28 protein-coding genes are annotated in these 25,763 nt (G+C 67.5%); 1 reads left to right on the top strand and 27 read right to left on the bottom strand.

The window, feature by feature from the left end:
• Positions 1-49 precede the first annotated feature (49 nt).
• The 21 genes from ABJO18_RS05425 to ABJO18_RS05325 all read right to left on the bottom strand — a co-directional run bounded on the left by ABJO18_RS05425 (position 50) and on the right by ABJO18_RS05325 (position 19,530).
• Positions 50-1,480 carry a HAMP domain-containing sensor histidine kinase gene (locus ABJO18_RS05425; protein WP_348506386.1) on the bottom strand — a complete coding sequence of 477 codons (1,431 nt, stop codon included), beginning with the start codon at positions 1,478-1,480 and terminating at the stop codon, positions 50-52.
• 6 nt (positions 1,481-1,486) lie between these two features.
• Entirely contained in the window at positions 1,487-2,158 is a 672-nt protein-coding gene (locus ABJO18_RS05420; protein ID WP_271185120.1) for a response regulator transcription factor, read from the bottom strand.
• Between the two features lie 10 nt (positions 2,159-2,168).
• Positions 2,169-3,683 (bottom strand): Do family serine endopeptidase, encoded by a 1,515-nt coding sequence (locus tag ABJO18_RS05415; protein ID WP_348506388.1) that lies wholly within the window; start codon positions 3,681-3,683, stop codon positions 2,169-2,171.
• Between the two features lie 167 nt (positions 3,684-3,850).
• Positions 3,851-5,074, bottom strand: a complete 1,224-nt coding sequence (locus tag ABJO18_RS05410) for an alpha/beta fold hydrolase (protein ID WP_348506390.1) — start codon at positions 5,072-5,074, stop codon at positions 3,851-3,853.
• Positions 5,075-5,145: 71 nt separating this feature from the next.
• Complete coding sequence (ccmE, locus tag ABJO18_RS05405; RefSeq protein WP_348506392.1) at positions 5,146-5,619, bottom strand: cytochrome c maturation protein CcmE; 474 nt, start codon at positions 5,617-5,619, stop codon at positions 5,146-5,148.
• The gene (locus tag ABJO18_RS05400; protein ID WP_348506402.1) at positions 5,619-6,212 is read right to left on the bottom strand and encodes a DUF938 domain-containing protein; all 594 of its coding nucleotides are present in this window, start codon (positions 6,210-6,212) and stop codon (positions 5,619-5,621) included. The genes ccmE and ABJO18_RS05400 overlap by 1 nt, the downstream gene beginning before the upstream one ends.
• Positions 6,213-6,360: 148 nt before the next feature.
• On the bottom strand, positions 6,361-7,665 hold the full coding sequence (locus tag ABJO18_RS05395) for a hypothetical protein (RefSeq protein WP_348506394.1): 1,305 nt from the start codon (positions 7,663-7,665) through the stop codon (positions 6,361-6,363).
• Positions 7,666-7,780: 115 nt separating this feature from the next.
• Positions 7,781-9,166 carry a sensor histidine kinase gene (locus ABJO18_RS05390; RefSeq protein ID WP_348506396.1) on the bottom strand — a complete coding sequence of 462 codons (1,386 nt, stop codon included), beginning with the start codon at positions 9,164-9,166 and terminating at the stop codon, positions 7,781-7,783.
• Positions 9,163-9,840 carry a response regulator transcription factor gene (locus ABJO18_RS05385; RefSeq protein ID WP_271185113.1) on the bottom strand — a complete coding sequence of 226 codons (678 nt, stop codon included), beginning with the start codon at positions 9,838-9,840 and terminating at the stop codon, positions 9,163-9,165. Before ABJO18_RS05385 ends, ABJO18_RS05390 begins: the two co-directional genes overlap by 4 nt.
• A gap of 9 nt (positions 9,841-9,849) precedes the next feature.
• Positions 9,850-10,200: a PepSY domain-containing protein gene (locus ABJO18_RS05380; RefSeq protein WP_348506398.1), complete on the bottom strand. Its 351-nt coding sequence runs from the start codon at positions 10,198-10,200 to the stop codon at positions 9,850-9,852.
• Between the two features lie 64 nt (positions 10,201-10,264).
• The gene (locus tag ABJO18_RS05375; protein ID WP_348515764.1) at positions 10,265-11,158 is read right to left on the bottom strand and encodes a J domain-containing protein; all 894 of its coding nucleotides are present in this window, start codon (positions 11,156-11,158) and stop codon (positions 10,265-10,267) included.
• Between the two features lie 75 nt (positions 11,159-11,233).
• Positions 11,234-14,956 carry a glycoside hydrolase/phage tail family protein gene (locus tag ABJO18_RS05370; RefSeq protein ID WP_348509559.1) on the bottom strand — a complete coding sequence of 1,241 codons (3,723 nt, stop codon included), beginning with the start codon at positions 14,954-14,956 and terminating at the stop codon, positions 11,234-11,236.
• Positions 14,957-15,134: 178 nt separating this feature from the next.
• Positions 15,135-15,605: an NlpC/P60 family protein gene (locus ABJO18_RS05365; protein ID WP_348509558.1), complete on the bottom strand. Its 471-nt coding sequence runs from the start codon at positions 15,603-15,605 to the stop codon at positions 15,135-15,137.
• Positions 15,602-16,267, bottom strand: coding sequence for a DUF2163 domain-containing protein (locus ABJO18_RS05360; protein ID WP_348509557.1), 666 nt, complete (start codon positions 16,265-16,267; stop codon positions 15,602-15,604). Before ABJO18_RS05360 ends, ABJO18_RS05365 begins: the two co-directional genes overlap by 4 nt.
• A 168-nt stretch (positions 16,268-16,435) precedes the next feature.
• Positions 16,436-17,056: a DUF2460 domain-containing protein gene (locus ABJO18_RS05355; RefSeq protein WP_348509556.1), complete on the bottom strand. Its 621-nt coding sequence runs from the start codon at positions 17,054-17,056 to the stop codon at positions 16,436-16,438.
• Complete coding sequence (locus ABJO18_RS05350) at positions 17,053-17,562, bottom strand: phage tail tape measure C-terminal domain-containing protein (RefSeq protein ID WP_348509555.1); 510 nt, start codon at positions 17,560-17,562, stop codon at positions 17,053-17,055. Before ABJO18_RS05350 ends, ABJO18_RS05355 begins: the two co-directional genes overlap by 4 nt.
• Entirely contained in the window at positions 17,559-17,729 is a 171-nt protein-coding gene (locus tag ABJO18_RS05345) for a phage tail assembly chaperone (RefSeq protein WP_348509561.1), read from the bottom strand. Before ABJO18_RS05345 ends, ABJO18_RS05350 begins: the two co-directional genes overlap by 4 nt.
• Positions 17,730-17,737: 8 nt before the next feature.
• Positions 17,738-18,004, bottom strand: a complete 267-nt coding sequence (locus ABJO18_RS05340) for a GTA-gp10 family protein (protein ID WP_348509554.1) — start codon at positions 18,002-18,004, stop codon at positions 17,738-17,740.
• Complete coding sequence (locus ABJO18_RS05335) at positions 18,005-18,421, bottom strand: phage major tail protein, TP901-1 family (protein ID WP_348509553.1); 417 nt, start codon at positions 18,419-18,421, stop codon at positions 18,005-18,007.
• A 132-nt stretch (positions 18,422-18,553) separates the two neighbouring features.
• Positions 18,554-18,961, bottom strand: coding sequence for a DUF3168 domain-containing protein (locus ABJO18_RS05330; RefSeq protein ID WP_348509552.1), 408 nt, complete (start codon positions 18,959-18,961; stop codon positions 18,554-18,556).
• Positions 18,958-19,530 carry a phage head-tail connector protein gene (locus ABJO18_RS05325; RefSeq protein ID WP_348509551.1) on the bottom strand — a complete coding sequence of 191 codons (573 nt, stop codon included), beginning with the start codon at positions 19,528-19,530 and terminating at the stop codon, positions 18,958-18,960. The genes ABJO18_RS05330 and ABJO18_RS05325 overlap by 4 nt, the downstream gene beginning before the upstream one ends.
• On the opposite strand from ABJO18_RS05325, the gene ABJO18_RS05320 reads away from it, so the two are divergent.
• The gene (locus ABJO18_RS05320) at positions 19,529-20,089 is read left to right on the top strand and encodes a hypothetical protein (protein ID WP_348509550.1); all 561 of its coding nucleotides are present in this window, start codon (positions 19,529-19,531) and stop codon (positions 20,087-20,089) included. The two genes, ABJO18_RS05325 and ABJO18_RS05320, sit on opposite strands and share 2 nt — an antisense overlap.
• A gap of 291 nt (positions 20,090-20,380) precedes the next feature.
• Here the strand turns inward: ABJO18_RS05320 and ABJO18_RS05315 are convergent, their stop codons facing one another.
• The 6 genes from ABJO18_RS05315 to ABJO18_RS05290 form a co-directional block, all read right to left on the bottom strand.
• On the bottom strand, positions 20,381-21,598 hold the full coding sequence (locus tag ABJO18_RS05315; protein WP_348508168.1) for a phage major capsid protein: 1,218 nt from the start codon (positions 21,596-21,598) through the stop codon (positions 20,381-20,383).
• A 26-nt stretch (positions 21,599-21,624) separates the two neighbouring features.
• Entirely contained in the window at positions 21,625-22,050 is a 426-nt protein-coding gene (locus ABJO18_RS05310; protein ID WP_348508169.1) for an HK97 family phage prohead protease, read from the bottom strand.
• Positions 22,051-22,266: 216 nt separating this feature from the next.
• Positions 22,267-22,506, bottom strand: coding sequence for a hypothetical protein (locus ABJO18_RS05305; protein ID WP_348515763.1), 240 nt, complete (start codon positions 22,504-22,506; stop codon positions 22,267-22,269).
• Entirely contained in the window at positions 22,503-23,543 is a 1,041-nt protein-coding gene (locus ABJO18_RS05300; protein WP_348515762.1) for a phage portal protein, read from the bottom strand. Before ABJO18_RS05300 ends, ABJO18_RS05305 begins: the two co-directional genes overlap by 4 nt.
• Before the next feature lie 210 nt (positions 23,544-23,753).
• The gene (locus ABJO18_RS05295) at positions 23,754-24,971 is read right to left on the bottom strand and encodes a terminase family protein (protein ID WP_348515777.1); all 1,218 of its coding nucleotides are present in this window, start codon (positions 24,969-24,971) and stop codon (positions 23,754-23,756) included.
• Positions 24,919-25,443, bottom strand: coding sequence for a hypothetical protein (locus tag ABJO18_RS05290; RefSeq protein ID WP_348509084.1), 525 nt, complete (start codon positions 25,441-25,443; stop codon positions 24,919-24,921). Before ABJO18_RS05290 ends, ABJO18_RS05295 begins: the two co-directional genes overlap by 53 nt.
• Positions 25,444-25,763 lie beyond the last annotated feature (320 nt).

The following is a 25,763-nucleotide window of genomic DNA, read 5'->3' as shown; positions in this document are numbered from 1 at the left end:
AACTGGCGCGATCCGGACCGAAGGTGAAGTCCTGCTTTGCGTTACTGGATTACCCGGCTTCCCGCGGCGCCTTGGGAAAGCAGAGCGACGTGCGCAGCCCCGGCCCGTGACCGCCCGCCACAACACCCGGACCTTCATTGAGCTCGAAACGGCCATTGTGGACATCGGCAATCGCCTGGACCAGAGACAGACCCAGGCCGGACCCCGGCTGCGAGCGTGAATTGTCCAGACGCACAAAGCGCTGGACCACGCGTTCGCGATCGACATCGGGAATGCCCGGGCCCGTATCGGTCACGGAAAACTCGATCATGCCCTCGCCCGTCTCGCGCAGCCGCAGGGTCACGGCCCCGCCGGCCGGCGTGTATTTCACGGCATTGTCGAGAATATTGGCGAGCGCCTGGGACAGGAGGCCCCGGTCGCCCAGCATCGCCAGACCCGACTGGATCTCGCTGGCAAAGGACAGGCCGTCATCCTCGCAAACCGGCTCGTACAGCTCGGCCATGTCTGCGGCAATCTCGGCCGGATCGAGCCGCATGATCGAGGCGCGGCTTTCACCGGCTTCCAGGCGCGACAGGGACAGGATGGCGTTGAAGATGCCCAGCAGTTCGTCGGTATCGGCCACGGCCCGCTCGAGCGCCTGTTCGCGGGCGTCGAGATCGCCGTCGTCGCGCAGCGCCTCATCGAGCCGGTTGCGCATACGGGTCAGCGGCGTGCGCAGATCGTGGGCGATACTGTCGCCGGTGTGGCGCATGCGATGCATCAGCGCCTCGACCCGGTCGAGCATGTTATTGAAATTTTCGGACAGCTCGTCCAGCTCGTCGCCGGTATAGTTCCGGGGGGCCCGCGGCTGCAGGTCGCCGGCCCGGACGCGGCGGGCGACATTGTTGATCTTGTCGAGGCGGCGCACGAACCGCCGGCTCACGAAAATCCCCGCAGCCACGCCCAACGCCAGCGCCAGGGCAGAGGCCGCCAGGATGGTGTTGAGCATGCGCGAGATCAGGCGCGTCTCGTCGTCGACATCCAGGCCGACAAACAGGCGATAACCGGACGGGAGTTCCACGATCTGGCCGCGGACAATCCGGTCCTCCTTCTCGCTGTCGTCATCCACACCACCTGCGGGAGGCCGCCGGTAGGTGAACTGGACCCTGCCCTCCTCGTCCGGCTGGACGTCGGGCAGGAAACTCAGATTGCCCAGGGTTCGCCCCGACGGATGGATAAGCAGGTAGAGATAATCGCCACCGCCCACCGTGCGCTGGAGAATATAGAGGCGGATATTGTCGATCCCGCCGGACTGGAACCGGTCGTTGAGGACCTGAACCTCGTCATTCACCACCGCGTCCGCCCGGCGTACCACCATGCCGGCCGAGGCCGCATATACGAAGCCCAGGATGACGAAGCTGGACAGGGCGAACAGCGCTGCCGACAGGAGGGTCTGCCGGAACGCTGTCGTCCTGAGAAAGGCGGCTCTGCGCTGGGTCACGCCCGATCAGGCCTGAAGGCGGTAGCCGGCCCCTCGCACGGTGTGCAGAAGCGCCCGCGGGAAGGGTTTGTCGATCTTCGAGCGCAGTCGTGAAATGTGCACGTCGATCACATTGGTCTGGGGGTCGAAGTGATAGTCCCAGACTTTTTCCAGCAGCATGGTGCGTGTCACCACCTGGCCGGAATGCTTCATGAGGAATTCCAGCAGGCGGAATTCCCGCGGCTGAAGCAGGATTTCCTCACCGTCCCGGACAACCGTGCGGGCAAGGAGATCCATCTCCAGATCGCCCACCACCAGCTTGGTGCGGACGGTCTCCGGGTCCCGGCGCCGGGCAAGAGCCTCGACGCGGGCCAGAAGTTCGGCAAAGGCGTAGGGCTTGACCAGATAGTCGTCGCCGCCGGCCTTGAGGCCTTCGACGCGGTCATCGACCTCGCCGAGGGCGGAGAGGATGAGGACCGGCGTGCGATCCTCTTCCCCGCGCAGGGTTTCAACCATGGACAGCCCGTCCATGCGCGGCATCATGCGGTCGACGACGAGCACGTCGTAATCCGCGGCGCGGGCCATTTCCAGGCCCTCTTCGCCGTCGCCGGCGTGGTCGGCCACATGGCCGCTCTCGCGCAGGCCCTTGCGGATATAGCTCGCGGCCTCGCGATCGTCTTCGACTATCAGGATGCGCACCCGGTCTCTCCTATTCGTCTTCTTGGTCCAGCTCGAGCGCGACATAGCGTTGGCCGCCACGCGTCTCGACCAGGAGCAGAACGGCCGTTCGGCCATCTTCGCGGGCACGGGTCACGGCAGCCCGGAACTCGTCCGGCGACGCAACCGGCGACCCGCCGGCTTCCAGAATGATGTCGCCGGTCGTCATGCCCTTGCGGGCGGGTTCGGAGTCGCGCGCGAGCGCGGTGACCACAAGGCCGCTATCGCTGGCCGCGAGCCCGGCACGCTCACGGTCCTCGTCCGTCATCGGGACGAGGGTCATACCGAAATAGGATTCCTCGGCTTCGGCCTGACCGACATTCTGCATCGCGTTGAGATCGGTTTCGCTGGGACGTTCACCGAGGCGTACGCGCAGGGTCCGTTCCCGTCCGTCACGCATGACGAGGAAGCGCACCTCCTCACCGGAGGCGAACGATCCGACCCGGCGGGTGAGGTCGCGCGACCCTTCGACGGGCTCGCCATTCACTTCCAGGATGACGTCTTCCCGCTCGAACCCTGCGTCGGCAGCAGGGCCGCCTGCCGTGATGGAACTGACAATCGCGCCACGCGCTTCCTCCAGCCCCATGGCGCCGGCGATATCGTCGGTGACATTCTGGATCGAAACGCCCAGCCAGCCGCGCGCAACGCGTCCATCGCTCTTGAGCTGCTCGACGATCCTGGCGGCGACATCGGAGGGGATGGCGAAGCCGATACCCACATTGCCGCCGGTCGGCGAAAAGATCTGCGAGTTCACACCGATCACATTGCCGGCGAGATCGAAGGTCGGTCCACCTGAATTGCCACGATTGATCGGGGCGTCGACCTGGATGAAGTCGTTATAGGTCGCATTGCCGATCGGACGGCCGATGGCGGAAATGATGCCGGCGGTCGCCGTGCCGCCCAGGCCGAAAGGATTGCCCACGGCCACGACCCAGTCACCGACGCGGTAATTGGCGTCTTCCTCGAGCGTCACGAAGGGGAAGTCGACATCGGCTTCGACCTTCAGCAGTGCCAGGTCGGTCTGTTCGTCGAGGCCGACAATGCGGGCCTCGTATTCGCTGCCATCGCTCAGGCCGACCGTGATTTCCTCGGCACCGGCGACGACGTGGTTGTTGGTGACGATGTGGCCCTCGGCATCGATGAAGAAGCCCGAGCCCAGCGATTCCCGCCCGCGCGGCATGGCGGGACCGTTATCGCCGAAGCGTTCGGAGAAGAACTCGCGCAATTGCGGCGGCAGGCGCTCGAGATCCGGCGACATTTCGGTCTCCCGCTCGCGCGGCGGCGTGCTGGCGCGGATCGTCACGACAGCCGGGCTGACCGTCTCGATCAGGTCGGCGAAGGACATCGGCGCGCCATTGGGCACTGCGGCTGCGAAAGGCGGGCGGATTTCCGTTTCCTGGGCCATGGCGGGCGTACCGAGCGGGAACGCCAGGGAAGCGGCGGCCACGGTGGACAGGGCCAGAAGCGAGACACCGCCAAGGCGGCGCATGCGATCAACAGAAATCATGGGACAGAACAACCTTCCTCGTTGCGAATGTGTGCTGCGTACGAGCACGAACTTCACGCGTTCCGGTTATCCGGCGCGTTTCTCGAACATTACAATAACATTACTTCCGGTAAGATGCCGGACATGTTTTACCCAACGCCCAGCGCCTGCAGGCGGTTTCGTGTCAATCACACCGGACGGGTGCGGATCACGACCGGGTCGTTCAGGGTGCGGTGAACCGGACATTTGTCGGCGATTTCCATCAGCCGGGCGCGCTGACCGTCATCCAGATCGCCCTCGACCCGGATCGAGCGCTCGATGATATCGACCTTGCGGGCCTCGCCATCGATGGTCGCCTCGCCGTCCTCGGCATGACCCTTCTCGTGGTGCAGCGTCACCGTCACCCGCTCCAGCGGCCAGTCCTTGCGCTCGGCATACATGCGCATCGTCATCGAGGTGCACGCGCCCAGCGCGGCCTGCAGGTACTGATAGGGCGACGGTCCGGAATCATGACCGCCGACATGCTCGGGCTCATCGGCCAGCATGACATGGTCGCCGATCACGACATGATTCTCATAGCGCCCCTGCCCGGTCTCGGCGACCACGACACCGCCCTCGCCGGCCGGTTCCGGCACCCGGTCATCCCGTTCTTCGGCGACATAGCGCGCGGCCCAGGCGGCGATCACATCGGCGATATAGGCCGCATCCCGGCGATCGCCGATCAGGTGATCGGCATGGTCCAGGCTGACGAAACTCTTGGGATGGCGGGCTTCCAGGAAGAGGCGCGAGGCATTGTCGATCCCGACCACCGCATCGACCGGCGAATGTGCAATCAACAGCGGCCGGTCGAGCGACCGGGCTGCAGCCTCGACATTCTGGTCTGCGATATCGTCGAGAAACTGGCGCTTGACGGTGAAAGTCCGCCCGCCAAGCTTCGCCTCGGCCTGACCGTCGCGCTCGATGGCATCCGTATCGACGCCCATAGACTGGATGACATGGCTGGCATCGGCCGGTGCGGCCAGCGTGGCGACCGCTTTCACGGATGCGATCCGTCCGGCCGCCACGATCGCCGCCGCCCCGCCCAGGCTGTGCCCGACCAGCAGGGCGGGCGCTTCATATTCACGCTTCAGGAACTCCGCCGCCTTTTCGATATCGGCGACGTTCGAGGAAAAGCTGGTCTCGGAGAACGCGCCTTCCGACTCACCAAGGCCGGTAAAATCGAAGCGCAGAACAGCGAAACCGCGATCGGCAAGCCGGCGCGATATCCGGCTGGCGGCGAAATAATCCTTGGAACAGGTGAAGCAGTGGGCAAACAGCGCATAGGCCCGCGGCGGGCCGCCCGGCATTTCCAGACGGGCGTCCAGCTGGTCTCCGCCGGATCCTTCGAAACTCACGCTCAGTGTATGCGCCATGCTGCGCCTCCGGTTCGCTCGCTCAACAGGTAGAGCCTGTGCGCCGGATCGCAAGCACCGGTTCGGACCGGTCAGTCAGTCCCGGGCTCGCCCGCGGCTGCTTCGCCCTCGCCGTCACCCTGCCAGACACCCGCCTCGCGCAGCGCCTCGGCCACCTCGGGCGGCATGTAGGTTTCATCGTGCTTCGCCAGCACCGTCTCGGCGGACAACAGGCCATGCTCGACAAAGCGGCCCTGCACGATCACGCCCTGCCCCTCGCGGAACAGGTCCGGCAGGATGCCGGCATAACGCACGGTCACATTTGCGGCACCGTCGGTCACGACGAAGCGGATCGTGCCGTCACTCTCCTCGTCGACACTGCCGGTCTCGACCAGCCCGCCGACACGGACGCGTTCGTCGAAGGCGGGATGCTCGGCCATCACCTCGCTGGGCGAATAGAAATAGACGATGGCGCTGCGCATCGCGGTCAGCCCGAGCCCGACGGCCGCGGCCAGCACGATCCCGGCAGCGGCGATGGTGGCCAGACGGCGGTTACGGTGACGCATCACGAAGCCTCGCGCTTTCGGAAAACCAGGGAGAGATTGTTGGCCGGCATGCCGGTGCGGCTTTCCAGATCGAAACCGGCCCGGTCGAACACCGCGATAACGTCAGACAGCGCCCGCACACCCCATTCCGGATTGCGGGTCTTCAGCGACCGGTCGAAATCGAGATTGGACGGCGCCGTAGCCTCGCCCTCCTGGTAGGGACCGTAGAGATAGACCGGAGCCCCGGCCGGCAGCAGCGCGGCTGCGCCGGCTGCCAGGTGTTCGGTCACGACCCAGGGCGAGATGTGAATCACATTGATGCAGACGAGCGCATCGGGCGCTCCGGCGGACGCGAACCAGTCCGGATCGCGCAGATCCAGCGCCAGAGGTTCGGAAATCCGCCCGTCTGCCTCGCTCGCCCAGGCGGCCTGGCTGCGGCGCGATTGCGCGTCCGGATCGCTGGGCTGCCAGCGGATATCGGCCCGGGCCTGACAGGCCGCGACCGCATGCTCGCCCGTGCCCGAACCGATCTCCAGAACCTGTGCGTTTTCCGGAAGAATTCCCGCCAGAATCTGGGCTATCGGCGCGCGATTGCGCGCCGCGCTGGGCGACATCAGGCGATCGGCATCGCCGTGCCGCGTCTCGAGCGCGATCGCCTGAGAAGTGGCCGGGGATGAGGAATGGGAAGAGGACGGCGTCTTCATAACCGTCGAGGTAGTCCGGCCGGGCCTGCTGTGCAAGCCGGGAATGGCGGACGGGACGCTATGCCGCGGCGGCGAGACCGCGCCGGCGCAGGATATCGGCAAGATCTTCGCGACCGGCCGCATCGAGCAGGCGCGCGGTGATTTCCAGCCCGTCCTGGGCGGCGGTCCGGTTCTGACCCTCGCTGTCCGCAATCAGGTCAACCAGCATGGCGCCGGCCTCCTGGAGACGCTTCTCGGCCGCGTCGGCAATGCGCTTCTGCGTGCTGGCAATGGCCGCCGCCGTCGCGTGGGCCCGGCAATTGGAGAGGAAGTAGAGCAGGCCCTCGGCCCGGTCGATCGCCTGTTCCGGCGGCAATTGGGCGGGAATGATCCGCCCGCTGCGCCCGCGGCGCGGTTCCGGCAGGCCGGTATCCAGCGACAGCGGCACCTTGTTGAGGGTTTTCTCGACATTCGAGGACGCCTCGGCCCGCAGGCTGAACAGGACCTGTCCCCAGCGCCCGGCCTTGCGGATGCCGAACTCCTTGGTCATGCCAGTCGAATGGGCGACGAAGCGGTCGAACAGGTCGAAGGCCGCCTTCGCCTCTTCCAGGGTTTGGGGCGGCTGTTTCAGCTTGGCAGCGAAATAGCCCGTATCGGCCAGCACGGCGTCGCCGACAGCGGCCATGTCGGTCTTGGAGACGACGAGATCGTCCTCGCGATTGCCGATCTTGGCGACGGCGCGGAAGATCTGCCAGGGATAATCCAGCCGTCCGATCGTCAGCAGCAGTGTCCACAGGGCCGCTTCCGGGCTTTCTGTCGACAGGCGCTCGTAATTGTCCTTGAGCGTATAGACGAGCTCTTCGTCCAGTTCTTCGATCCGTTCGGGAATATCGACCATCGCCTCGGCGATTTCCTGCGAACAGCTCAGCAGCGTCGCCGCATCGGCCAGCATGCCCTTGGCATCCGGACCGAAGCGCTTGGTCAGCGCCGTCATGTCCTTGGGCACGCGGTCGGCAGCCTGGATGGCTGTCTTCAGGGCCTGACCGGCTTCGCGGCGGAACTCGAACCAGACCGGATCCTTCTCCGGCTTGCGGCACTTCTTGGCGCGCTCGACCGTATCCTTCGCCAATTCTCGCGCCAGCCAGCCCCAGATCTTCGAAAGATCGTCCGGAGAAAAGCGGAAACGCGAGGGCGGCGTGTCGCCGGGTGTGCCGACCATCGGACGCAGGGGCGCCAGGATGAAGGGTTTCGCCAGCTCGCCGGCGGGCTTGCCGACACTGTCTTCCAGACTGGTCAGGACCTCATAAAGTGCCGCCGTTTGCGGATCCGCGTCCTTGCCGGCCTCGACCGCCGAGCACAGCGCCGCTCGTGTGTTCGCAGGCATCCTGCGCCACAATTCTTCGAGCTGCGCCCGTTTGCTTGGCGATAAAGTCACCATAGGCCAAAATAAACCCGCCTTACCCGACCCTTACTTTTGAACACGCAAGGTTAAAGACAGTTTATCGACTGGTGGCAGGCAAGTCGATACGGACGGAGAGACCGCCGAGTCCTGAACGCGACAGGGTCAGCTCTCCGCCATAGGCGTGAGCGAGGTCCGAGACGATCGCCAGGCCCAGCCCCGATCCCGGCGCCTGCTCATCCAGCCGGACGCCCCGCTGCAGGGCAGCCTGTGCCTCTCCCTCGTCAAGCCCGGGCCCGTCATCCTCGATCAGGATTGCCAGATTGCGTTCATCCGTGCGTTCGGCGCTGACCCGCACGGTTCCACGAGCCCACTTGCAGGCATTGTCCATGAGGTTCCCGACCATTTCCTCGAGATCCTGGCGCTCGCCGCGAAAGCGAAGCTCATCGGGGACGTCGGCGGTGATCGTCAGGGCGCGGGCCGCATTGATCTTGCCGAGTGTGCGCACGAGATCGTCGACCGTGGGGGCAACATCGGTACGCGCGCCAACCGCCTTGGCATGGGCCGCAGCCCGGGCCCGGCGCAGGTGGTGCTCGACCTGCTCGGCCATGATCCCGGTCTGCCGCTCCACCAGATCGGCCAGCGCCCCTTGCGAGGTGCGCGCCTCATTGGTCAGCACGGCGATGGGTGTTTTCAGTGCATGCGCCAGATTGCCGACATGGGTTCGCGATCGCTCGACGAGTTCGCGGGAATGGTCGAGCATGGCGTTGAGCTCGTCGGCCAGCGGCTGGAGTTCGGCCGGGAAGGTCCCGTCGACCCGTTCCGCCTGGCCTTCGCGCACCTCGGCGACCCGGTCACGCATACGCAGGACCGGCGCCAGACCGATCCGCACCTGGAAGAAGACACCGGCGGCGATTGCCGTCGCAAAACCCAGGAACATCAGACCGGAGGTGATTGCGAACGTCCGCACATCGCGATCCGCCGGCCGCCGGTCCTCCGCCGCCATGAAGACGACCAGACCGGGGCGATCGGACAGCTGCACCGCCTGCCCCGTCAGACGCAGGGGTTCACCGCTCGGTCCCTTGGTATCGATCGTGACCACCGCGCCGGGCTCTGCCCGCAGCCGGTCCAGCAGCGTATTGCCGGGGACCAGAACCTCGTCCCAGAGCGAGCGGGATACGGCGAGAACCTCGCCGCCATCCGCGCTGCCATCATCATCGACGATCTGCCAGTAGCGGCCGGAGAAGACCCGTCCATAGGCCGGGTCGGAGGGCCGCCGGGCCAGCAGAACCTCGCCGGTCTCGTCGATCTCCACGGCCGCAACCAGTGCGCCGGCAACCCCGGTGAGACGGTCGTCCAGCGTGCGCAGGATCGAGCGCTGGTAGAGCGTGGTCAGCGCGATGGCGCCGAGCAGCAGCAGGACCAGCGCCCAGGCTGCGGCGCCGGCAAACAGTCTGAATGCCAGGGAGGACCGGCGTTCCGTCACGAAACCGGCCGGGCCTCCGGATCGACGAGGCGATAGCCCAGCCCGCGCACCGTCTCGATCCGGTCATTGCCGATCTTCTTGCGCAGACGGCCGACAAACACCTCGATCGTATTGCTGTCGCGGTCGAAATCCTGGTCGTAGATGTGTTCGACCAGTTCGGTGCGCGAGATCACCCGGTCCTGGTGATGGGCCAGGTAGGACAGCATGCGGAATTCGTGCGAGGTCACCTTCACCGGTGCGCCGTCGATAAAGACCCGCGCGCCGCGCGTGTCGATCGACAATTCACCGCACTCGATGGTCGAGGTAGTGTGCCCGGCCGCGCGGCGGGTCAGCGCGCGCAGGCGGGCCAGCAATTCCTCGGTATGGAAGGGTTTGGTGAGATAGTCGTCCGCGCCCGCGTCAAAGCCGGCGACCTTTTCCGACCAGCGGTCGCGCGCCGTCAGGATCAGTACCGGGAAACCCTTGCCGCCCTGGCGCCAGCGTTCCAGCACCGTCACGCCGTCCATCTTGGGCAGGCCGAGGTCCAGCACGACAACATCATAGGGTTCGGTATCGCCCAGGAAATGGCCATCCTCGCCGTCCAGCGCGGTGTCCACGGCATAGCCGGCATCCTCAAGGGCCCGCCCAAGCTGGCGGTTCAGGTCCGGATCGTCTTCAACGACAAGCGCACGCATCTCTTCCCCCTATCGTTCGTAGAGAATCCGCCCGTTACGGGCGTCGGCCACAACATCCACACGCCGGCCGTCGCTCGTCAGGATCTTGATGACGTAACGCGGCGCAGCCCCGCCTTCGAGCTCGGCATCGAGCACGTCGGCACCGGGATAACGCTGGCGCACGGCATTGATCACGCGCAGGGCCGGCACGATATTGCCTTGCTGGCGCTCGTCGCGCGCCTCATTCGGCGTGTAGCGCCCCCGCGGATCCTGGTCCTGCTTCTGCACCATCGCGACCGATGCATCGGCATCGGACACCGTGGCCAGAGGCACCAGAACGCTTGCGAAGGCGCCGGCAATTATCAGCAGATGTCTCATCATGGCCCTTACTCTCGCGGACATCCCCTGAACCCGCGCTGAACAGGTTACTACCAAATCGTTCAGGTCACGACCGCATGCCCTTGCGCGGATCGTAGCCGGATGGCGGTGTCCAGGTTTCCAGGAAATCCCGGAGTGCCTTGTCGCTCGCCGGCAAGGCCACCATCAACCGCACCAGCTGGTCGCCGCGCTTGCCCTTGGCCGTTGCAAATCCGCGGCCGCGCAGCCGCAACAGCGTCCCGGAAGACGATCCCGCGGGCACCTGCAGATCCACAGGTCCGTCGATCGTCGGCACACGCACCTTGGCGCCCAGAGCGGCTTCCTTGACGGAGATCGGCAGTTCCAGCCGCACATCATCGCCCTCGCGGGAGAAGTATTTGTGCTCGGAGACTTTCACCTCGATATACGCGTCGCCCGCCGGACCGCCCGCCGCCGATGCTTCGCCCTGCCCGCGCAGGCGCAGGACCTGTCCGTCTGCCGCACCGGCCGGCACGGCGACTTCCAGCTTGCGGCCATCGGGCAGCACGACGCGATGCTTGCCGCCCTGGGCGGCCTGCATGAAATCCACCGTCAGCGAGTAGCGCACATCGGCCCCCTTGCGCGGCGGGGGCTGGCGCGTCTGCGTGCCGAAATCGGTGAACAGGTCGGAGAAGATATCGCTGAAATCGGCACCCTGGTTGCGCGACTGGCGGAAGTTGAACGGACGGCGTCCGCCGGCGCCGGCTGCGCCGCCCATTCCGGCACCGAATCCGGCCCGCGCTGCCGCATCGTATTCGGCGCGCTTTTCCGCATCGGACAGGAGTTTGAAGGCCTGCGAGACCTTCTTGAAACGCTCTTCCGCGTCCTTGTTGCCCGGATTGGCATCGGGGTGCAGCTCCTTGGCGAGCTTGCGGTAGGCCTTGCGGATCTCCTCGGCCGAAGCGGTCTTGGAGACGCCCAGCGTCTTGTAGGGATCGTCCATGCTTCCTGTTACCACACCGGTCGCGGTCTACACGCCTTTCATGTAAGCGGGTTTGCCCCGGTTCGCAAAGCCACCTCACAGGTCGAGGCTCAGCGACACGGTCTCGCCGGGGCCATATCGGTCCGACACCTGTGCAACATTGACGGTGAGTGCGTCCGGACGCCCGCCGAATGCTGTGTCGATGTCCGCCAGCGGCGCGGACAGGACGGGTGCGCCGGCGTCCAGGTCCAGCGCGGTTTCGCCATCTGCCGAAAGCGTGATGCGGTAGCGTTCGAAAATCTCCCCCAGCGGCACATCGCCGGCCGCCCAGCTGTCCCCGCCGATACGCGTCTGCCGGATCCAGGTCAGCTCGAGTGCATCATCCGTCCGGCGCGCACGCAGATGGACCGGCGCCAGGGGCCGCATATGCCGCTGCTGCGGCACGAAATTCACCGTTCGCGCCTGGCTGTGATGCACCGGCAGCCCGTCAGGCACGGCGGCAACGGACAGCGGCACGCCGGTTTCATGCACGGCGACAGGCAGGACATCGCTCACGCCAGCCAGCACAACCACTGCGCTTCCAGCGGCATGATCCAGGCACCGGCTCCCGTCGAGACCGCGCAGCAGCGTGCACACACGCCAGGTCTGCGGCGAGACGAGTTCGGCATCGGCAAAGGCGAGGATTTCCCACGCCCCGTCCGCTCCCGCGACCGCGATCCGGTTGCCGCCGGACAGCACAGTGTCGGCCGGCAATGAGGCGAGCGCGCCCGAATAGAGTTCGATCCCCGCCCCATGTGCCCGGTCCCAACGCGCGAGGGGGCCGGCCGGAAGATCGTCGGTGAGAACACCGATCCGCGCCGGCTGCCGGCTTTCCGCCCGGGCGGCACCGCCGGCATGATAGACGATCCGCCCGGGCCAGGGTTCGGCATGGGCCGCCAGCAAGGGCCCGGCCCGCGTCTCCGCCCCGGCGACGAGGGGAATATCCAGCACCGTGACCAGCGGCCGCGAGGGCAGTGCCGGTCCCGGTGCATCGACACCGCTATCCGCGCCGCTGACCGCGGCCCGGCGCAGGGAGGGCGCGCAGGCCCGGGTCTGGCGGACATCGCCACCATCAAGCGAAAGCACCTGCAAGGCCTGCGTATCGATCTGCACCGTATCGCCCGCTTCAACAGCCAGCGCCGAGGGCGGCAGGCTGAAGCCGGTCACCGGTGCCTGATGGGCGAGATCGGCCAGCACCGCGCTGCACCAGCTGCGCGCCAGGGACGGGTCGGCGACGACGCAGACCTGCTTTGCCAGGGTCGTCACCGTACCGAAAGCCTCGCGCACCGAGACCCGGCCCGGCCGGTAGGCGGCGGTGTCGTCGAAAAAGCCCAACGCCACATCGCGCGGCAGTTCGGCCGGCGGCAGCGACGTCCAGTGCCGGTCGCCGTCCGGTCCCGCCACGGGCTCGGCCAGCGCGAAGACCGGACCGGAGCGCCCGGCTGAGACGAAATGCATCCCGTCCGCGCGCTCGAACACACCGAAGCCCAAGAGGCCGGCGAGCGGTTCCAGCGCCGCCCGCATACTCATCGGCCGGTCGACCGTATAGCCGGAGACCAGATCGTCCAGCGCCGACACGTCGGGCGCCCGCATGCCGGTATCTTCGGCGAGCTCGGTCACGATACCCGCCACCGGCACCTGGCCGGCGCGCCCATTGAGCCAGTGCCCCCGCTCCCAGTTGGGTCCGTCCGACCAGATATCGGTGCGCGTCGGGAAATCGGGCCAGGGCCGGGCATCCCAAGTCCATATGTGGATCAGGTCCGGATCGACCATCGGTCCGCCATAGACCGGCGAGACGGGATTGTTCCCACCCGCCTCCCAGTGCGACAGCAGCGCCTCCAGATAGCGCCGCTGCATCAGGTCGTCGCGCGTGCCGGTGGAATGCCAGGGCAACGCACTTTCATCGCTCTTGGGATCGAGAAAGACATTGGGCCGGTTCGCGCCGAGATCGACGGCCGGGCACCCCACTTCCGTCAACCAGAGCGGTTTGGAGCGCGGCACCCAGCCGGTCGGTACAGCGTCGCGCACCCCGCCCGGCCGGTCATGATGCGCATTCGACCACCAGCCGTGCAGATCCTTGACGCGCCAGACCCAGTCCTCGCCATGGGCGCCATCGGCAATCGGCGTGCGGATCTGGTTTTCGCGATCCGTGTCCGAGGCATAATACCAGTCATATCCCTCCCCGCCGGCCACGCCCGCGGCGAGATAGGCCGGATCGTGGGGACCGGTCGCGATGGCGGCATCCGCCTCCTCCGCGCCTCCGGTCCAGTCGCTCAGCGGCACATACCAGTCGATCGCCACGGCATCGATGGCCGGGTCGCTCCACAACGGATCCAGATGAAATATCTTCGCGCCGTCACCGGGCTGGTGACCGTGATACTCGGTCCAGTCGGCGGCATAGGACAGGCGCACACCGCTACCCAGCACACTCCGAGCGGCGCCCGCCAGATCGCACAGCGCATCGACGGCGGGATAATTTCCGGCCGCATCGCGCAGCGTGGTCAGCCCGACCATTTCCGACCCGATCAGGAAACCGTCCACCCCGCCGGCGGCCTTTGCCAGGGCGGCGCAATGCAGGATGAAGCGCCGGAAGCGCCACTCGTCCGGCCCGGCATAGCTCACGCTGTCCCCCGAGACCGAATAGTCCCCCGCCGCAGCCGTGCCGAAAAAGGCGGCCACATCATCGGCCGCCGAGGCGCTGCCATCGGGCCCGGATATGCGGCCGCGCCAAGGATAGCCCGGCACGTCCATCAGGATGAAGGGATAGAGGGTGACGGCATAGCCGCGCTCTTTGAGATGCCGGATCGCGGCAATGACAGAGGCATCGTCCGGCGTGCCGCCATAGACCGGACGGCCATCGGCCTGCGAGATCAGGTGCGCACCGGCCCGTCCGGTCCCGGCCACCGACCAGTCCAGCGGCCGCGTGACCTTGTCGCGCGTCTCCACGCCCGGACGGATCTCGCAGACACCGCAGTCCAGACTCGTGCCGAACCAGGAGACAACGAGCTGCACTGACCGGCAGGCGGGCAGGTCACGCTCCAGATCGTCCAGCGCAGCGACGATATCGGTCAGGCCGCGGCCATTATGGGCATTCTCGGCGGCCTCATGGCCCGGGCCCAGTTCGCGCATCACCGGCTCGACGGCATAGGCGAACTCGCCCGAACCGGGGATGAGGTTTACCCCGCGCACCTGCCGCTCCAGCCCGGCATTGCGCACCGGACGAAAGACCTCGAAGGAAAGATTGGGGATGCGATTGCCGAACGCGTCGAGCGGCCAGTCCTCCATCACCGCATAGGCGGTGCCGCGGAAAGCCGGCGCGTCCACGCCTTCAATGGTCTGGATCAGCGCGTCAGGCGCCTGGTCCTCGGCCCCGGTGTGCACGCGGACCGGATAGCGCGACCGGTCCAGCAGGGCGCCATTGGCCCAGATCCGGCCGATGCCGGAAATCTCGCCCTCGCACAGGCCGACGGCAAAGGAGATGGAATAGCTGTAGTCCGTGCGCGACGGCCCGCCCTTGCCGCCACCGCTTTCGCTTTGATGCTCCGAGAAGCGCGACGCCCAGATCACCTGGCCGGCGATCCGCCCCCGCCCCCAGATCCGCGCCATCGGCGCACCGTCGGTCGAGGTCTGCACCGGCAGCTCGCTCAGCCGCGGCCCTTCGCGATGCGGCGCCAGCAGCGCATTCACCGCCGCATTCGCGGCCGTCGAGGCCAGCGCCGGTGCCAGCGCCTGCACCCCGTTCAGCGCGGCCTGCCCGGCCGTCACAACAAGTTGCGCCATGGGTTTCGTGTCCTTGAATGGAGGAACAGGGCCTGCAGGGTGTTTTCCCCCTCATCCGCCCTGCGGGCACCTTCTCCCCCGGGGAGAAGGGGTTTTCGATGCCGGACACGGATGGAACTCCCTCTCCCGCGGGAGAGGGGCGGGGAGAGGGGGAAATCCCGGTGCCGGCCGTGAGAGCTCAGCCAAACACCCGCTCGGCCAGCGACCGTGCGGGCCCCTCAGCCTCACATTCGGGAAAAGCGAAGGCCGCCACGCAGCGCCGCTGCCACCAGGGCGACAGCGCGGTCTCGGCAACCGCCCGCCCCCAATAGGCATGGATGATGCGATCGCGGGCGGAGAGGATAGCGCAATGCTTGGCGGGACCGGCCAGGTCGGGCCGGAAGAGGAGGACATCGCCGGGCCGCGCGGCGGCGCGGTCGATCTCCACGAGATGCCGCATGGCCGCATCGCGCAGCGTCTCCTCGCCCGCCACCTCGGCCCAGTCCGGTGTATAGGCCGGCACGCTTTCCGGCTCGGCGCCATAAAGCGCCCGCCAGACACCGCGGATCAGACCCAGACAATCGCACCCCGCCCCGCGGAGGCTGGCCTGGTGGCAATAGGGCGTGCCCAGCCAGGTCCGCGCCTCTTTCAGCACCTGCGCCCGGCTCATGAGACGAGCCCCCGCGACCCGCCATCGCGGACCGGCTCGCTGGCGGGCGAGGCCTGCAGCATGTCATTGCCGACCATGTAGGGAAAACCGCGGAAGTTCAGCGTATTGGCGAACCGGTCGCGGCAAGTGGCAAAGCGCTTGTCACAGCCCAGCGCGAAACCGCCATGCCCCGGATCGACGCCGCAGCGCGCATCGCCCAGTTCCGCATCGCAGCGGCGGGCGAACACCCGGCCCGTCATCGTCTCCAGCCGGTGGGCCGGCCCCAGCAGGTCCGCCTCGAACCGGCCATCACGGCAGCGGATCTCGCCCAGCTCGCCCTGAGCGGTGCGCACGAAAGTCTCCGGCGCCGACCAGTCCACCCGCAGGATCTCCACCTGCGCCCCGGACCAGAGCCCTGCCTCCAGATCGGCCTGCGTCACCGTTTCTGCATCCAGCGCGCCGGCAAGCCCGGTCTGGCCCGGCGCAAATCCGGCCGTGCACTCGCGGTCCGCCCCGCCAAAGCCGGACCCGGACATGAAAGCCAGCCCGTCCACGGTCAGGTCGCGGTCGTGATCGGTAAAGCCGAGCACCTGCCCGTCCCGGCGCGTCACCCGCCAGCACCAGCACAGCGTCGTCACCCCCGAAGCCAGCGCGGCCTCGAGCGCAGGGGAAAGCGTGAGCATGGGATGTCCTTTCGGAATGGTCCGCGGCGGTGCCTCCCCCCGCTCCCCGACCCTCTCCCCAGGGAGAGGGAGTTCCGGCGGAGCGTGTTGCGAAAACCCCTTCTCCCTTGGGGAGAAGGTGCCCGAAGGGCGGATGAGGGGGAAAACACAGCCGTCGGCGATGACGCCCTAAATCAGCTCCACCAGCGGCACATGCGGCACCGCCCCGGCCCCGATTGTGTCGAGGGCGATGTCGAGGCGGTCGGTGTCGAAGCGGACCGGGCAGTCGAAGGCGAAGCCGGCGGTGATCACGGCGCCCGGTGCGGGCGGGGTATCGAAGGTGATGAGGCCGGTCGTGTGATCGGTCGTGACGGGCGTTTCCACGCCGTCGATGGCAGCGCGCACCGATCCCTCGACCGGTTTCGCGATCGTGCGGGTCCAGCTCTGCGCACCGCTGGCATAGTGTTTGACCAGCTGGAAGGCGGCCGTCCCGCCATCGCCCGTTCCCAGAACCTGGTCGGCCGGGGATGGCTGGACCGAGGGCGCACAGGAGCGGTTGTCCAGCGGGTCGCGGAAGCGGAAACCGTGCAGCCGCCCGTGCCGCGCCTCGAAGAAGGCCAAGAGGGTGTGGATATCGTCCAGCGAGGCGATACCCGGCCCGGCATCCCAGCGGCGGCGGGAATTGGCCCAGGGCGAATTGCGCTCCTCGCGGCCGGAGAGCAGCGTGACGATCTCGGTACGCCGTTCCGGACCGCCCGACGCGCCCAGCCCGATCGCGAAGGGAAAGCGGATCTCGTGAAACGCGCTCATGACCAGCGGCTCCCCCGGGCGACCGCCCGGGCCAATGCCCGCGCGATACGGGTCTGCGAGCCCTCGACGGCGCGGGCATCGCTGCCCGGCGGCAGGACGAGATTGACGGTCACGTTCGGCGCACCGGCCGGGCCGATCTCGCCGGCACTGGCGGGCGTGAACAGCTCCGGTCCCCGCTCGCCGACCAGATAGGCGCCGCCCGGTGTGACCGGCCCGCCCCCGGCCCGGGCGCCGAACAGGTCGAGCCCGGACAGGGCGCGATTGATGGCCCCCTCCAGCGGTTTCTCGATCAACTGTTCGGCGGCCAGCCGCGCCAGATCGCGCAGGATGGCATCGGTCATGCGGGAAAAACTGGTCTCGCCCGAGCGCGCCGCCCGGCCCAGCGCCTGTTCGATGGTCTCGCCGGTGCGTTCGAAAGCGGCGGAGATGGCATCGGCCGCCTGGCGGGCGGGACCGTCGGCCAGCGTCTGCAGGGCCTCGCCGGCCCGGTCGGAATAATCGGTCATGATGAAGGGTCCGGATAGCGTTGAAGAAGGGCATCGAGCGCCGCGCGGTCGAGCGCGGGAGTGCTGCCGCCCGTGAGGGCGCGCCATTCCGCCAGACTCAATTGCCAGAAGGCCTGCGGCGTCAGGCCCAGCCGCACGGCCAGGCGCAGCGCGGCCGACCAGTCCATGGCGCCGGTCACGCGCCCGCCCGTTCGAAACAGGCCGCGACAGCGCCGGCGGCGGTCTCCATGTCCAGCGGCAGGGCGCGGATCTCGCTGGCCGTCAGGGTCGAACCGCCGCCGCGCATCAGCGCCTCAAGCACGGCGAGAAGACGGGTCGCCGTCATCGGTTCGCCATCGGCACAGATCGCCTCGATCTCGGCGAGCGCGCCCAGGGTGAGACACAGGACATGCGTCGCGCCGCCGGCCACCAGTTCCACCTCGCCGCGCACGGGATTCGCCATCTAGAGCGCCTCGAAGGTCAGCGCCCCGGCCGAGGCCAGGGTCATCGCCCAGGCCGCCTCGCCGTCATGGCGGCCGGAATAATCCAGGCTCGCGACGAGAAACGGCCCGGTGATCGTGCCGAAGCCCGGGATCACCAATTGCCAGTCCCGCGCCGCCTGGTCGAAAAAGGTCTGGCGCACCTGCGCATCCGCGGCCGCATCGACAAACACGCCCGCGCCGGAGACCGAACAGGATTTCACCCCCGCCCCGGCCAGCAATTCGCGCCAGCCATCGGCACTGTCGGCATGGGTGACATCCACCGTCCGCGCATTCAGCGAGATCGTCTTCATGCGCAGCCCGGCAGCCGCGGCATAGGCCGGCGGCTCACCGCCATCGCCGATCCGCAACAGGACATCGCGCCCGGATTGGAGGGTCATCAGCATATCTCCACTACGTCAGAATTCTGTTTTCCCCGGACCTGTTCCGGGGCCTCGTTGAGGCTGAAAGGGGGCGTCCGGCAGGCCCCGGAATGCGCTTCGCTTATCCGGGGAAACCGGGTTCAGAGCATGTCATCCCACCCGCCCCATCACCGCTTTCAGGCGGATCAGGCCGCGGCGGATATCGGCGTCGCGCGTGGCGAAGACATCGCTGTAGGCGGGCAGCAGCGAGAGGAGTGTCCAGGGTTCCGGCAGGTCGATATCGAGCCCGGCCAGCGCGGTGCGAAGCGGGCCGAGAAGCCCGGCGGGATCGGCATCGCGGCACCAGATCTCCAGGCTCAGCCGGCATTCCAGCAGGGCAACACCGTCGGCGCCGGTCTCCACCGTCTCGATCCGCCCCCAGCTGGCATTGGGATAGGGCGTGCGCCGGCTGCGCCGAACGGTCAGCCGCACCGGATCGCCCAGCACGGCCCGGATCGCCGGATCGGCCTTGAGGGCCGCATCGATCACGGTGCGCAGGCCCGCTTCCGGCCCGCTCACAGCGTCACCCGCCGATAGGGCGCGATCAGGCTGTCGGCGACCGGCGGCAGGGCTTCGCTGTCCTCGGACATGGCTTTCACCAGCTGCAGGATCGCCTCGCGCAGCGGCGCGGGCACATCGGCAGGCTGATCGCCATAACCGGCGCGGAAGCGGATCTCGATCCCGCCTGCCGCCCGGCCCGGCTCGGGCCAGACCGTGTCCGGCTTCAGCGCGATCCGTCCCGGATCGGCCATCGTGTCCACGAAAAACGCCGCCGGATCATGATCCGACGGCGTGCCGTCTGCGTCATATGTGGTGATCGCCTCCAGGGCGATCAGGGGCGGTCTGGGCAATCGGAACTGCGTGCCGAACGCCACCAGCCGCCCATCCCCGTCCCAGCGGTCGCGCCGCTCGACCCAGGTCTGGGCAAGAAGCGCCCGCCCCGTTTCCCGCTCGACGCGCTCGCGGGCCGCCGCTATCCATTGGTTGATCGCATCGTCATGCACATCATTGCCGATGCGCAGCCGGAGCTTGGCTTCGGCCAGCGTGACAGGCTCCGCGGAGGGCGGAGTGTGGAGTGTGAGGGACATGGATATCGTCTCCCGTTTGATTTCGGAGCGGATTTCACCGGAGGCCGTGCGGCCATTCTGGTCTGAGGTGGTGGTTCATGCCGCTGGCGGGCTTGTGTCACTGCTCGCCCTTGGTGCGCTGGAACTCGCACTGCCCCGCATTGCGCACGTCCTTATATGGACACTGTTTCTTCCGGCTGTGACTTTGATATTTGCCAGATCAGTTCTGCGCCCCCCGATCCGCCAATACCTGGGTCTGGATCGCGATGCTGCACCGTGGTGGTTCAAGTTCGGGTATATTGGTGCAGCGCCCGACTTTGCCCGGAGCATCCTGCCAGCCTGGCAGTTCTCTCCATCCCGCCTTTACCTGCCCGGGATCGCCAATCATCTCGGAAATGCGCTGGGCGTTTTCGCGGTGCTGATGACTCACTGGGGCCTGTGGCACCGCTTCGAGGGTCTGATCCAGCTTTTTCCCGTGCTCGTTATAGTGACGACGGTGCTGCTCTTCTTTTTGATTGCTCATACGATGACCTTTATGCGCCTCCCCGAGCCGGGCAAGAGCAGATGGTCCTTCTGGTAGAGTGCCTCAACGATCTGCGCTGTCGTGCAGCTCACCCCTTCTCCCCCGGGAGAAGGTGCCCCGGAGGGGCGGATGAGGGGGAAAGCCCGGTGCCGGCGCCCGGAGCGCCAAAAGCGGTGTCTTCCCCCTCTCCCTCAATCCCTCTCCCGAGGGAGAGGGAGGTTGAAAAAGGCAGCGTCAGCCCTTTTCTTCCCCACACCGTGGGGAAGTGGGCCCTCCGTAGCTTCAGCGAAGGCGGCCCCTCCCCCGCTTCGCGGGTCCCCCTCCCCACTTGCGTGGGGAGGAAAGCCTCTACGACGTCCCGAACTTCAACAGCTTGATGGCCTCGAAATCCTGTACGCCGCCGCCGACGCGTTTGGTGGTGTAGAAGAGGACGTAGGGTTTGGCGGAATAGGGATCGCGCAGCACTTCCACGCCCTGGCGGTCGACGACGAGATAGCCCTTCTCGAAATCGCCGAAGGCGATGGCAAAGGCGTCCGAGCCGATATCGGGCATGTCTTCCGCCTCGGTGACGGGATAGCCCAGCAAGGTCGAGGTGCCGGCTTCGCTGAGAGAGGGCTGCCAGAGATAATTGCCGTCGGCATCCTTGAAGCGGCGCACGGCAGAGACGGTCTGGCGGTTCATCACGAAACGGCCGCGGGCGCGATAGGCGGTCTTGGGCGCATAGACGAGATCGATCAGCGCGTCGGCCGGGTCGGAGGCGTCGAAACCGCCATCCGTTCCGGTCGCGACATAGCCCATCTCGCCCCAGGCCTGATTGCCTTCGGCGGCCTTGGTGTAGCCCAGGAAACCGCGCGGCTTGCCCGAGCCATTGCCGGAGACGAAGGCCGCGCCTTCCTGGACGGCGAAGACATCCCGCACCTCTTCCGCCAGCCATTGCTCGATATCGACCATGGCATCGTCCAGCAGCTGCTGGGTGGCGGCCGGCATGGCGTAGAGTTCGGCGCAGGGGAAATCGATCAGGTCCAGCGTTGGGCTGTCGGTCTCCGGCCGCGCGGCGGTCTCGGCGACCCAGCCGGTGGCGGTGCCGCCCTTGGAGACCGGTTTGCGGAACATGCCCGCCGAGGTCTGGCGCACCGAGGCGATGGCGCGGATCGGCGAGGCTTCGGTCAGGAGGCGATCGATGCGCGCCTCGGTCTCCGCCGGCACGACATAGCCGCCATCGGCGTCCGAGCCCGCGCTGGCCGATTTGCCCTCATTCAGCCCGGCCGCATCGCCGCGGCGCATATAGTCCGACCAGGCCGCCGAACCGGCACCCGCCGGAGCGCCGTCGAGACCGGGGCGGGCGCGGTCGAGCAGGAGGCGGTCGAGGGCGGATTTCTGCTGCGTCAGGGCCGCGTCGATGCGGGCGACCTTGTCGTCCAGCAGCACGTCGGACGAGGCCTTGGCGTCGATCTCGTCGAGGCGGGCGTCATTGGCCTCCTTGAAGGCCTCGAAGGCGGCCAGCACCTCGCCCAGCGCGGCCCGGGTTTCCGCCGAGACCGGCGTCATCTTGGTTTCCTTGGTCATGGATTTTCCCTTTTGAGTGAAGGAGATCAGGCGGCCACGGCAGGCCGGACAAGCCGCAGGCGGGCCTGCGGCAGCATGGGGAAGGTCACGATGGAGACCTCCCAGAGATCGATGTCGAAAAGATCGCGGCCGCGCGGCTTGCGGGCGGCGGAGCGGCGGGTGCGAAAGCCGATGGAAAGACCGTTCACCGCACCGCGGGCCACCAGACCCGCCGCCGTGCGTCCGCGCGGGCCCTCGGCCAGGATCTCGCCGGTGACGAAGAGGCCGCGCCGGTCCTCGCGCAGCCCGGTCCACACGCCGACCGGTTCGGCCGGATCGTGCTGGAACAGCATGGGGATCGAGGTCTTCGCCCGCAGCGTCCGGGCAAACGCGCCGCGATGCACGACATCGCCGGCCAGGTCCGCCAGCCCGAACAGGCTCGCATGACCCTCGATCAGGAGGGGTTGGGGCATGATAAAATCTTCCTTGAATTTGCGATGTCATCCCGGCCGGATGGCCCGCGCAGGCGGGCCGCAGGGCCGGGACCCATGCGCTCGCTTTTGGCCGGAGGCGGATCCGATTTCAGCGGCAGCTGGAGGCGCACCGGGATTATGGGTCCCGGACTTTCGCCCCGCCTCCGCGGGGCGTGCATCCGGGATGACAATGACGGGTCTGGTGAGGCGCCCCGCCTACTCCTCCATCCGGCGTTCGATGCGCACCAGGCTCTCGCGCGCCAGGCGCATTTCGGCTTCCAGCCGGGCCAGGCGTTCGGCGAGCGGGCCGGCGCGGTCATTGGCGTGTTCCAGCTGGTCGAGGCGTTCGGCGACGCGGCCGGACCAGATCAGCGCGCCGGCGCTCTGCAGGCCGATGGCAAGGAGCACGCCGGCGGTCACCTGACGCTGCAGCGTCCAGCGGGGCATCTCGCTCATGACGTCGCCTCCGGACCGGGCAGCTCGGCCTCGATGGTCAGCGTCCCGCCGAACCAGGGCTGCAGCCAGACCGACAGCGCCCGCGCGGTCTTGCGCACCAGCGGCGTCACGGTCTGGCGGATGAAGGCGAGATTGGCCTCGCGATAATTGGCATAGGTATTGTCGCCCGGCAGGCCGAGGATGAGCGGCGGCACGCCGAAGGCCAGCGCGATCTCGCGCGCAGCCTCGCGCCGCGCCTCGATGAAGTCCATCTCCGCCGGGCTCATCGCCATCGGCTTCCAGTCCAGACCGCCCTCCAGCAGCAGCGGACGGCCGGCATTGGCAGCACCCGTGTGCGTGTTGGCCAGCTCGCCCTTGAGCCGTTCGAACTGGTCCTCGGTGAGATGTCCGTCGGCGCCGTTGAAGACCAGCGCACCGGAGGGCCGCGCTGCATTGTCCAGGAGCGCCCGCGCCCAGTCCGCCCCGGCCGTGTGCAGATCGACCGCCCGGCCCGCCGGTTCCAGCGGCGAGAGGCCGTAATGATCGTCGGACGGATGGAAGAGCCGCATGTGGAAAACCTGTGAACGGCCTGTGGACGGATCGCGCTCGAAGCGGCGCTTGTATCCTCCGGCGCCATACTCCCACCCGGTCGGCCAGCCCGTCGGATCGGCCAGCACACGCATGCGATCCGGGCGCAGGCTGAAAAGCTCGCGCGGTTCGCCGTCCAGGGTGACGAGCTCGAGATAGCCATTCCCCGCCAGCTGTAGATAACCGTAGAGTTTTTCCCACAGCTCGGGCCCGGATGTCTCGGCATTGGGCCGGTCCAGGAGACGCTGCACGGCCGGATCGGAGGCCCGGAACGGCACGTCGGCAGCGGCCTCGGCGATCAGCCTGACGCAGCGATTGGCCACCGCATTGCGCGCATAGCCCGCCTCGATCTGCGCCGGCAGCGCCCGCGGCAGCCAGCGCGACACCCGCCCCGCCGCCAGCGAGACCAGCCGGCTCGTCGCAGCCGTCTTCACATCCCGGCCGAAAAACCGGGAAAACCAGTTGGACATGGTGTGTCCTTTCTTTGTGTTCGAAAGCTTTGCTGTCATCCCGGGTGCACGCCCCGCGCAGGCGGGGCGAAAGTCCGGGCCCCATAACCCCGATGGTTCCGGGTTGGCGCGAATGTCGTGCCTGCTTACGGCCCGCAACGAGGCTATAGGTCCCGCCCCTGCGGCCTGCCTTCGCAGGCCATCCGGCCGGGATGACAATGCGCAAATTCCCTACATCCACCGCATGCGCGGGGCGCCGCGGGTGCCGACGAGGAGGTCGGTCAGGGCCCAGACGAGGGCGTCGACGCGGTCGGGGCTGGTACCGCCGGCCTCGGGTGAGCCGAAGGCGCACATCTGGTCTTCCAGGGCGGCAAAACGGCCGGCATGCCTCACCCGCCCGGCGGCATAGAGGGCGGCGACCGGTTCGGCGCGCACATGCTTGCCGCGCGTGGCATGCACCAGCCTGACCGGCAGGGCGGCGTCGGCGGCCTTGAGCACCGAGCGCACCATCTCCCCGCCCTGATTGGCCTCGGCGATCACGCTGTCGGCGCTGAAACTGTCGAAGGCCGACGCTACGCGCGCGGCCCAGTCGGCCGGCATGGCGGGCCCGAAGGACATGTCCGCCAGCACGACACCGCGCCGGCCCGGCCCCTCGCCCGCCGCGCCCGCCACCACGATGCCGCACTCGTCCGAGCGCGGACCGCCCGAGGCCGGCGGGTCGACGGCGACCACGATCCGGTCGAGATCGGGCACGGTCTCGGCAAAACAGGCCTCGACCTGGGCGCGCGTCCACAGCGCGCCGGGCGGATCGTCGATCAGAATGCCCTCGATCTCCTGCCGCCCCAGCGCGGAGCCGCCATAGGCAGCATTCATCGCGTCGAGAAAGCCCGGTGCCAGATTGGCCGCATTGTCGGCGGTCGGCTGATGGCTCAGCTCCACGCCGGCCTGTTTCACCAGGCGTTTCAGCGCCGGGATCGGCCGCGGCGTGGTGGTCAGCATCAGGCGCGGATGATCGCCCAGACGCAACCCCATGCGCAGCGTGTCGATGACGCGCTGCGGGTTCGACCAGGCGGCAACTTCGTCGCCCCAGGCAAAATCGAATTGCGGTCCGCGCAGCCCGTCCGCATCCTCGGCAGAGAAGGCATGGCCCACCGCCCCGCCGGGCCAGACGACGCGCTTGCGGCTGGCCTCATAGCGCGGCCGGCCCGCCTCCGGTCCGATATTCATCAGGCCGGACGGGCCCTCGATCATCACTTCGCGCACATCGTTGAAAGTCGGCGCGACCAGCGCGATGCGCTGGGCCCCGCCCTCCACCACGCCGCGCACCCATTCGGCCCCCGCGCGGGTCTTGCCCGCACCGCGGCCGCCCAGGAAAAGCCAGATCAGCCAGTCACCCTCAGGCGGGATCTGTGCCCTGCTTGGTTTCCAGAGACGCCAGTCGCGGCACATCTGCGCCAGCTGCGCTTCGCTCAGACTGTCCGTCCAGCGCTTTTGTACGTCGCAGTCTTGCGTGCTCATCCAGTCGAGCAAGAAGTTCGGCCCGGGCTGCGGCGGGAGAGATCTCGTCATGCTGGCCCCCTGCTGCCGGTCTTGTCGTGTTCGGTTTCATCTCGTCCTCCATGGCTTCGAGCAGCCGCCGGACCGGCTCCAGTCCACGCGCCTGCTTGCCGGCCTCGTCGATCCGGCAACGCAGGGCATCTGACTCGATCCGTGCCGCCAGCCGGCGGAAGGCCTGCCGTCGCAGATCGGCCCGCTCCTCCGGCGCAAGCGCCGAGAACCAGGCCCAATTGCGGTAGATCGTGTTCCGGCAACAGCCGGCCTCGGCAGCGAGCGCGCTTGCGCTTTCGCCCGCCTCGTAGCGCACCATCCAGGGATACCAGTCGACCCGGTCGCGCCGTTTTCTCTCGGTTTTCTCAAGCATGCCGAACCATAGCCCGGCGCCGGCACCGGTCTGATTTCGGGCCGTGTTTTTTCGCGAAGAGATTGAAAGCGTGGAGAAAGTTTTTCCGCGATGCGGGGATAGCGGACGGGCTATCCGCGGTTTGTGCTTTTTAAGCGCCGCTGTCATCCCGGCCGGATCGCCCGCGAAGGCGGGCTGCAGGGCCGGGACCTATACGCTCGCTTTCGGCCGGAAGCAGGCTCGATGTCAGCGACAGCTGGACAATCACCGGGGTTATGGGTCCCGGACTTTCGCCCTGCCTGCGCAGGGCGTGCATCCGGGATGACAATTCATGATACACA

Source organism: Maricaulis sp. (assembly GCF_039978735.1).
Taxonomy (GTDB): domain Bacteria; phylum Pseudomonadota; class Alphaproteobacteria; order Caulobacterales; family Maricaulaceae; genus Maricaulis.
This window is presented reverse-complemented; position numbering and strand designations above follow the sequence as displayed.

Bases quoted from the DNA above. Each gene is read 5' to 3' on its own strand.
- ABJO18_RS05415 (WP_348506388.1), bottom strand. From the start codon at position 3,683: ATGATTTCTGTTGATCGCATGCGCCGCCTTGGCGGTGTCTCGCTTCTG.
- ABJO18_RS05410 (WP_348506390.1), bottom strand. From the start codon at position 5,074: ATGGCGCATACACTGAGCGTGAGTTTCGAAGGATCCGGCGGAGACCAG.
- ccmE (WP_348506392.1), bottom strand. From the start codon at position 5,619: ATGCGTCACCGTAACCGCCGTCTGGCCACCATCGCCGCTGCCGGGATC.
- ABJO18_RS05400 (WP_348506402.1), bottom strand. From the start codon at position 6,212: ATGTCGCCCAGCGCGGCGCGCAATCGCGCGCCGATAGCCCAGATTCTG.
- ABJO18_RS05395 (WP_348506394.1), bottom strand. From the start codon at position 7,665: ATGCCTGCGAACACACGAGCGGCGCTGTGCTCGGCGGTCGAGGCCGGC.
- ABJO18_RS05385 (WP_271185113.1), bottom strand. From the start codon at position 9,840: ATGCGTGCGCTTGTCGTTGAAGACGATCCGGACCTGAACCGCCAGCTT.
- ABJO18_RS05380 (WP_348506398.1), bottom strand. From the start codon at position 10,200: ATGATGAGACATCTGCTGATAATTGCCGGCGCCTTCGCAAGCGTTCTG.
- ABJO18_RS05375 (WP_348515764.1), bottom strand. From the start codon at position 11,158: ATGGACGATCCCTACAAGACGCTGGGCGTCTCCAAGACCGCTTCGGCC.
- ABJO18_RS05370 (WP_348509559.1), bottom strand. From the start codon at position 14,956: ATGGCGCAACTTGTTGTGACGGCCGGGCAGGCCGCGCTGAACGGGGTG.
- ABJO18_RS05365 (WP_348509558.1), bottom strand. From the start codon at position 15,605: ATGAGCCGGGCGCAGGTGCTGAAAGAGGCGCGGACCTGGCTGGGCACG.
- ABJO18_RS05360 (WP_348509557.1), bottom strand. From the start codon at position 16,267: ATGCTCACGCTTTCCCCTGCGCTCGAGGCCGCGCTGGCTTCGGGGGTG.
- ABJO18_RS05355 (WP_348509556.1), bottom strand. From the start codon at position 17,056: ATGAGCGCGTTTCACGAGATCCGCTTTCCCTTCGCGATCGGGCTGGGC.
- ABJO18_RS05350 (WP_348509555.1), bottom strand. From the start codon at position 17,562: ATGACCGATTATTCCGACCGGGCCGGCGAGGCCCTGCAGACGCTGGCC.
- ABJO18_RS05345 (WP_348509561.1), bottom strand. From the start codon at position 17,729: ATGGACTGGTCGGCCGCGCTGCGCCTGGCCGTGCGGCTGGGCCTGACG.
- ABJO18_RS05340 (WP_348509554.1), bottom strand. From the start codon at position 18,004: ATGGCGAATCCCGTGCGCGGCGAGGTGGAACTGGTGGCCGGCGGCGCG.
- ABJO18_RS05335 (WP_348509553.1), bottom strand. From the start codon at position 18,421: ATGACCCTCCAATCCGGGCGCGATGTCCTGTTGCGGATCGGCGATGGC.
- ABJO18_RS05320 (WP_348509550.1), top strand. From the start codon at position 19,529: ATGGATATCGTCTCCCGTTTGATTTCGGAGCGGATTTCACCGGAGGCC.
- ABJO18_RS05325 (WP_348509551.1), bottom strand. From the start codon at position 19,530: ATGTCCCTCACACTCCACACTCCGCCCTCCGCGGAGCCTGTCACGCTG.
- ABJO18_RS05315 (WP_348508168.1), bottom strand. From the start codon at position 21,598: ATGACCAAGGAAACCAAGATGACGCCGGTCTCGGCGGAAACCCGGGCC.
- ABJO18_RS05310 (WP_348508169.1), bottom strand. From the start codon at position 22,050: ATGCCCCAACCCCTCCTGATCGAGGGTCATGCGAGCCTGTTCGGGCTG.
- ABJO18_RS05305 (WP_348515763.1), bottom strand. From the start codon at position 22,506: ATGAGCGAGATGCCCCGCTGGACGCTGCAGCGTCAGGTGACCGCCGGC.
- ABJO18_RS05300 (WP_348515762.1), bottom strand. From the start codon at position 23,543: ATGTCCAACTGGTTTTCCCGGTTTTTCGGCCGGGATGTGAAGACGGCT.
- ABJO18_RS05295 (WP_348515777.1), bottom strand. From the start codon at position 24,971: ATGTGCCGCGACTGGCGTCTCTGGAAACCAAGCAGGGCACAGATCCCG.
- ABJO18_RS05290 (WP_348509084.1), bottom strand. From the start codon at position 25,443: ATGCTTGAGAAAACCGAGAGAAAACGGCGCGACCGGGTCGACTGGTAT.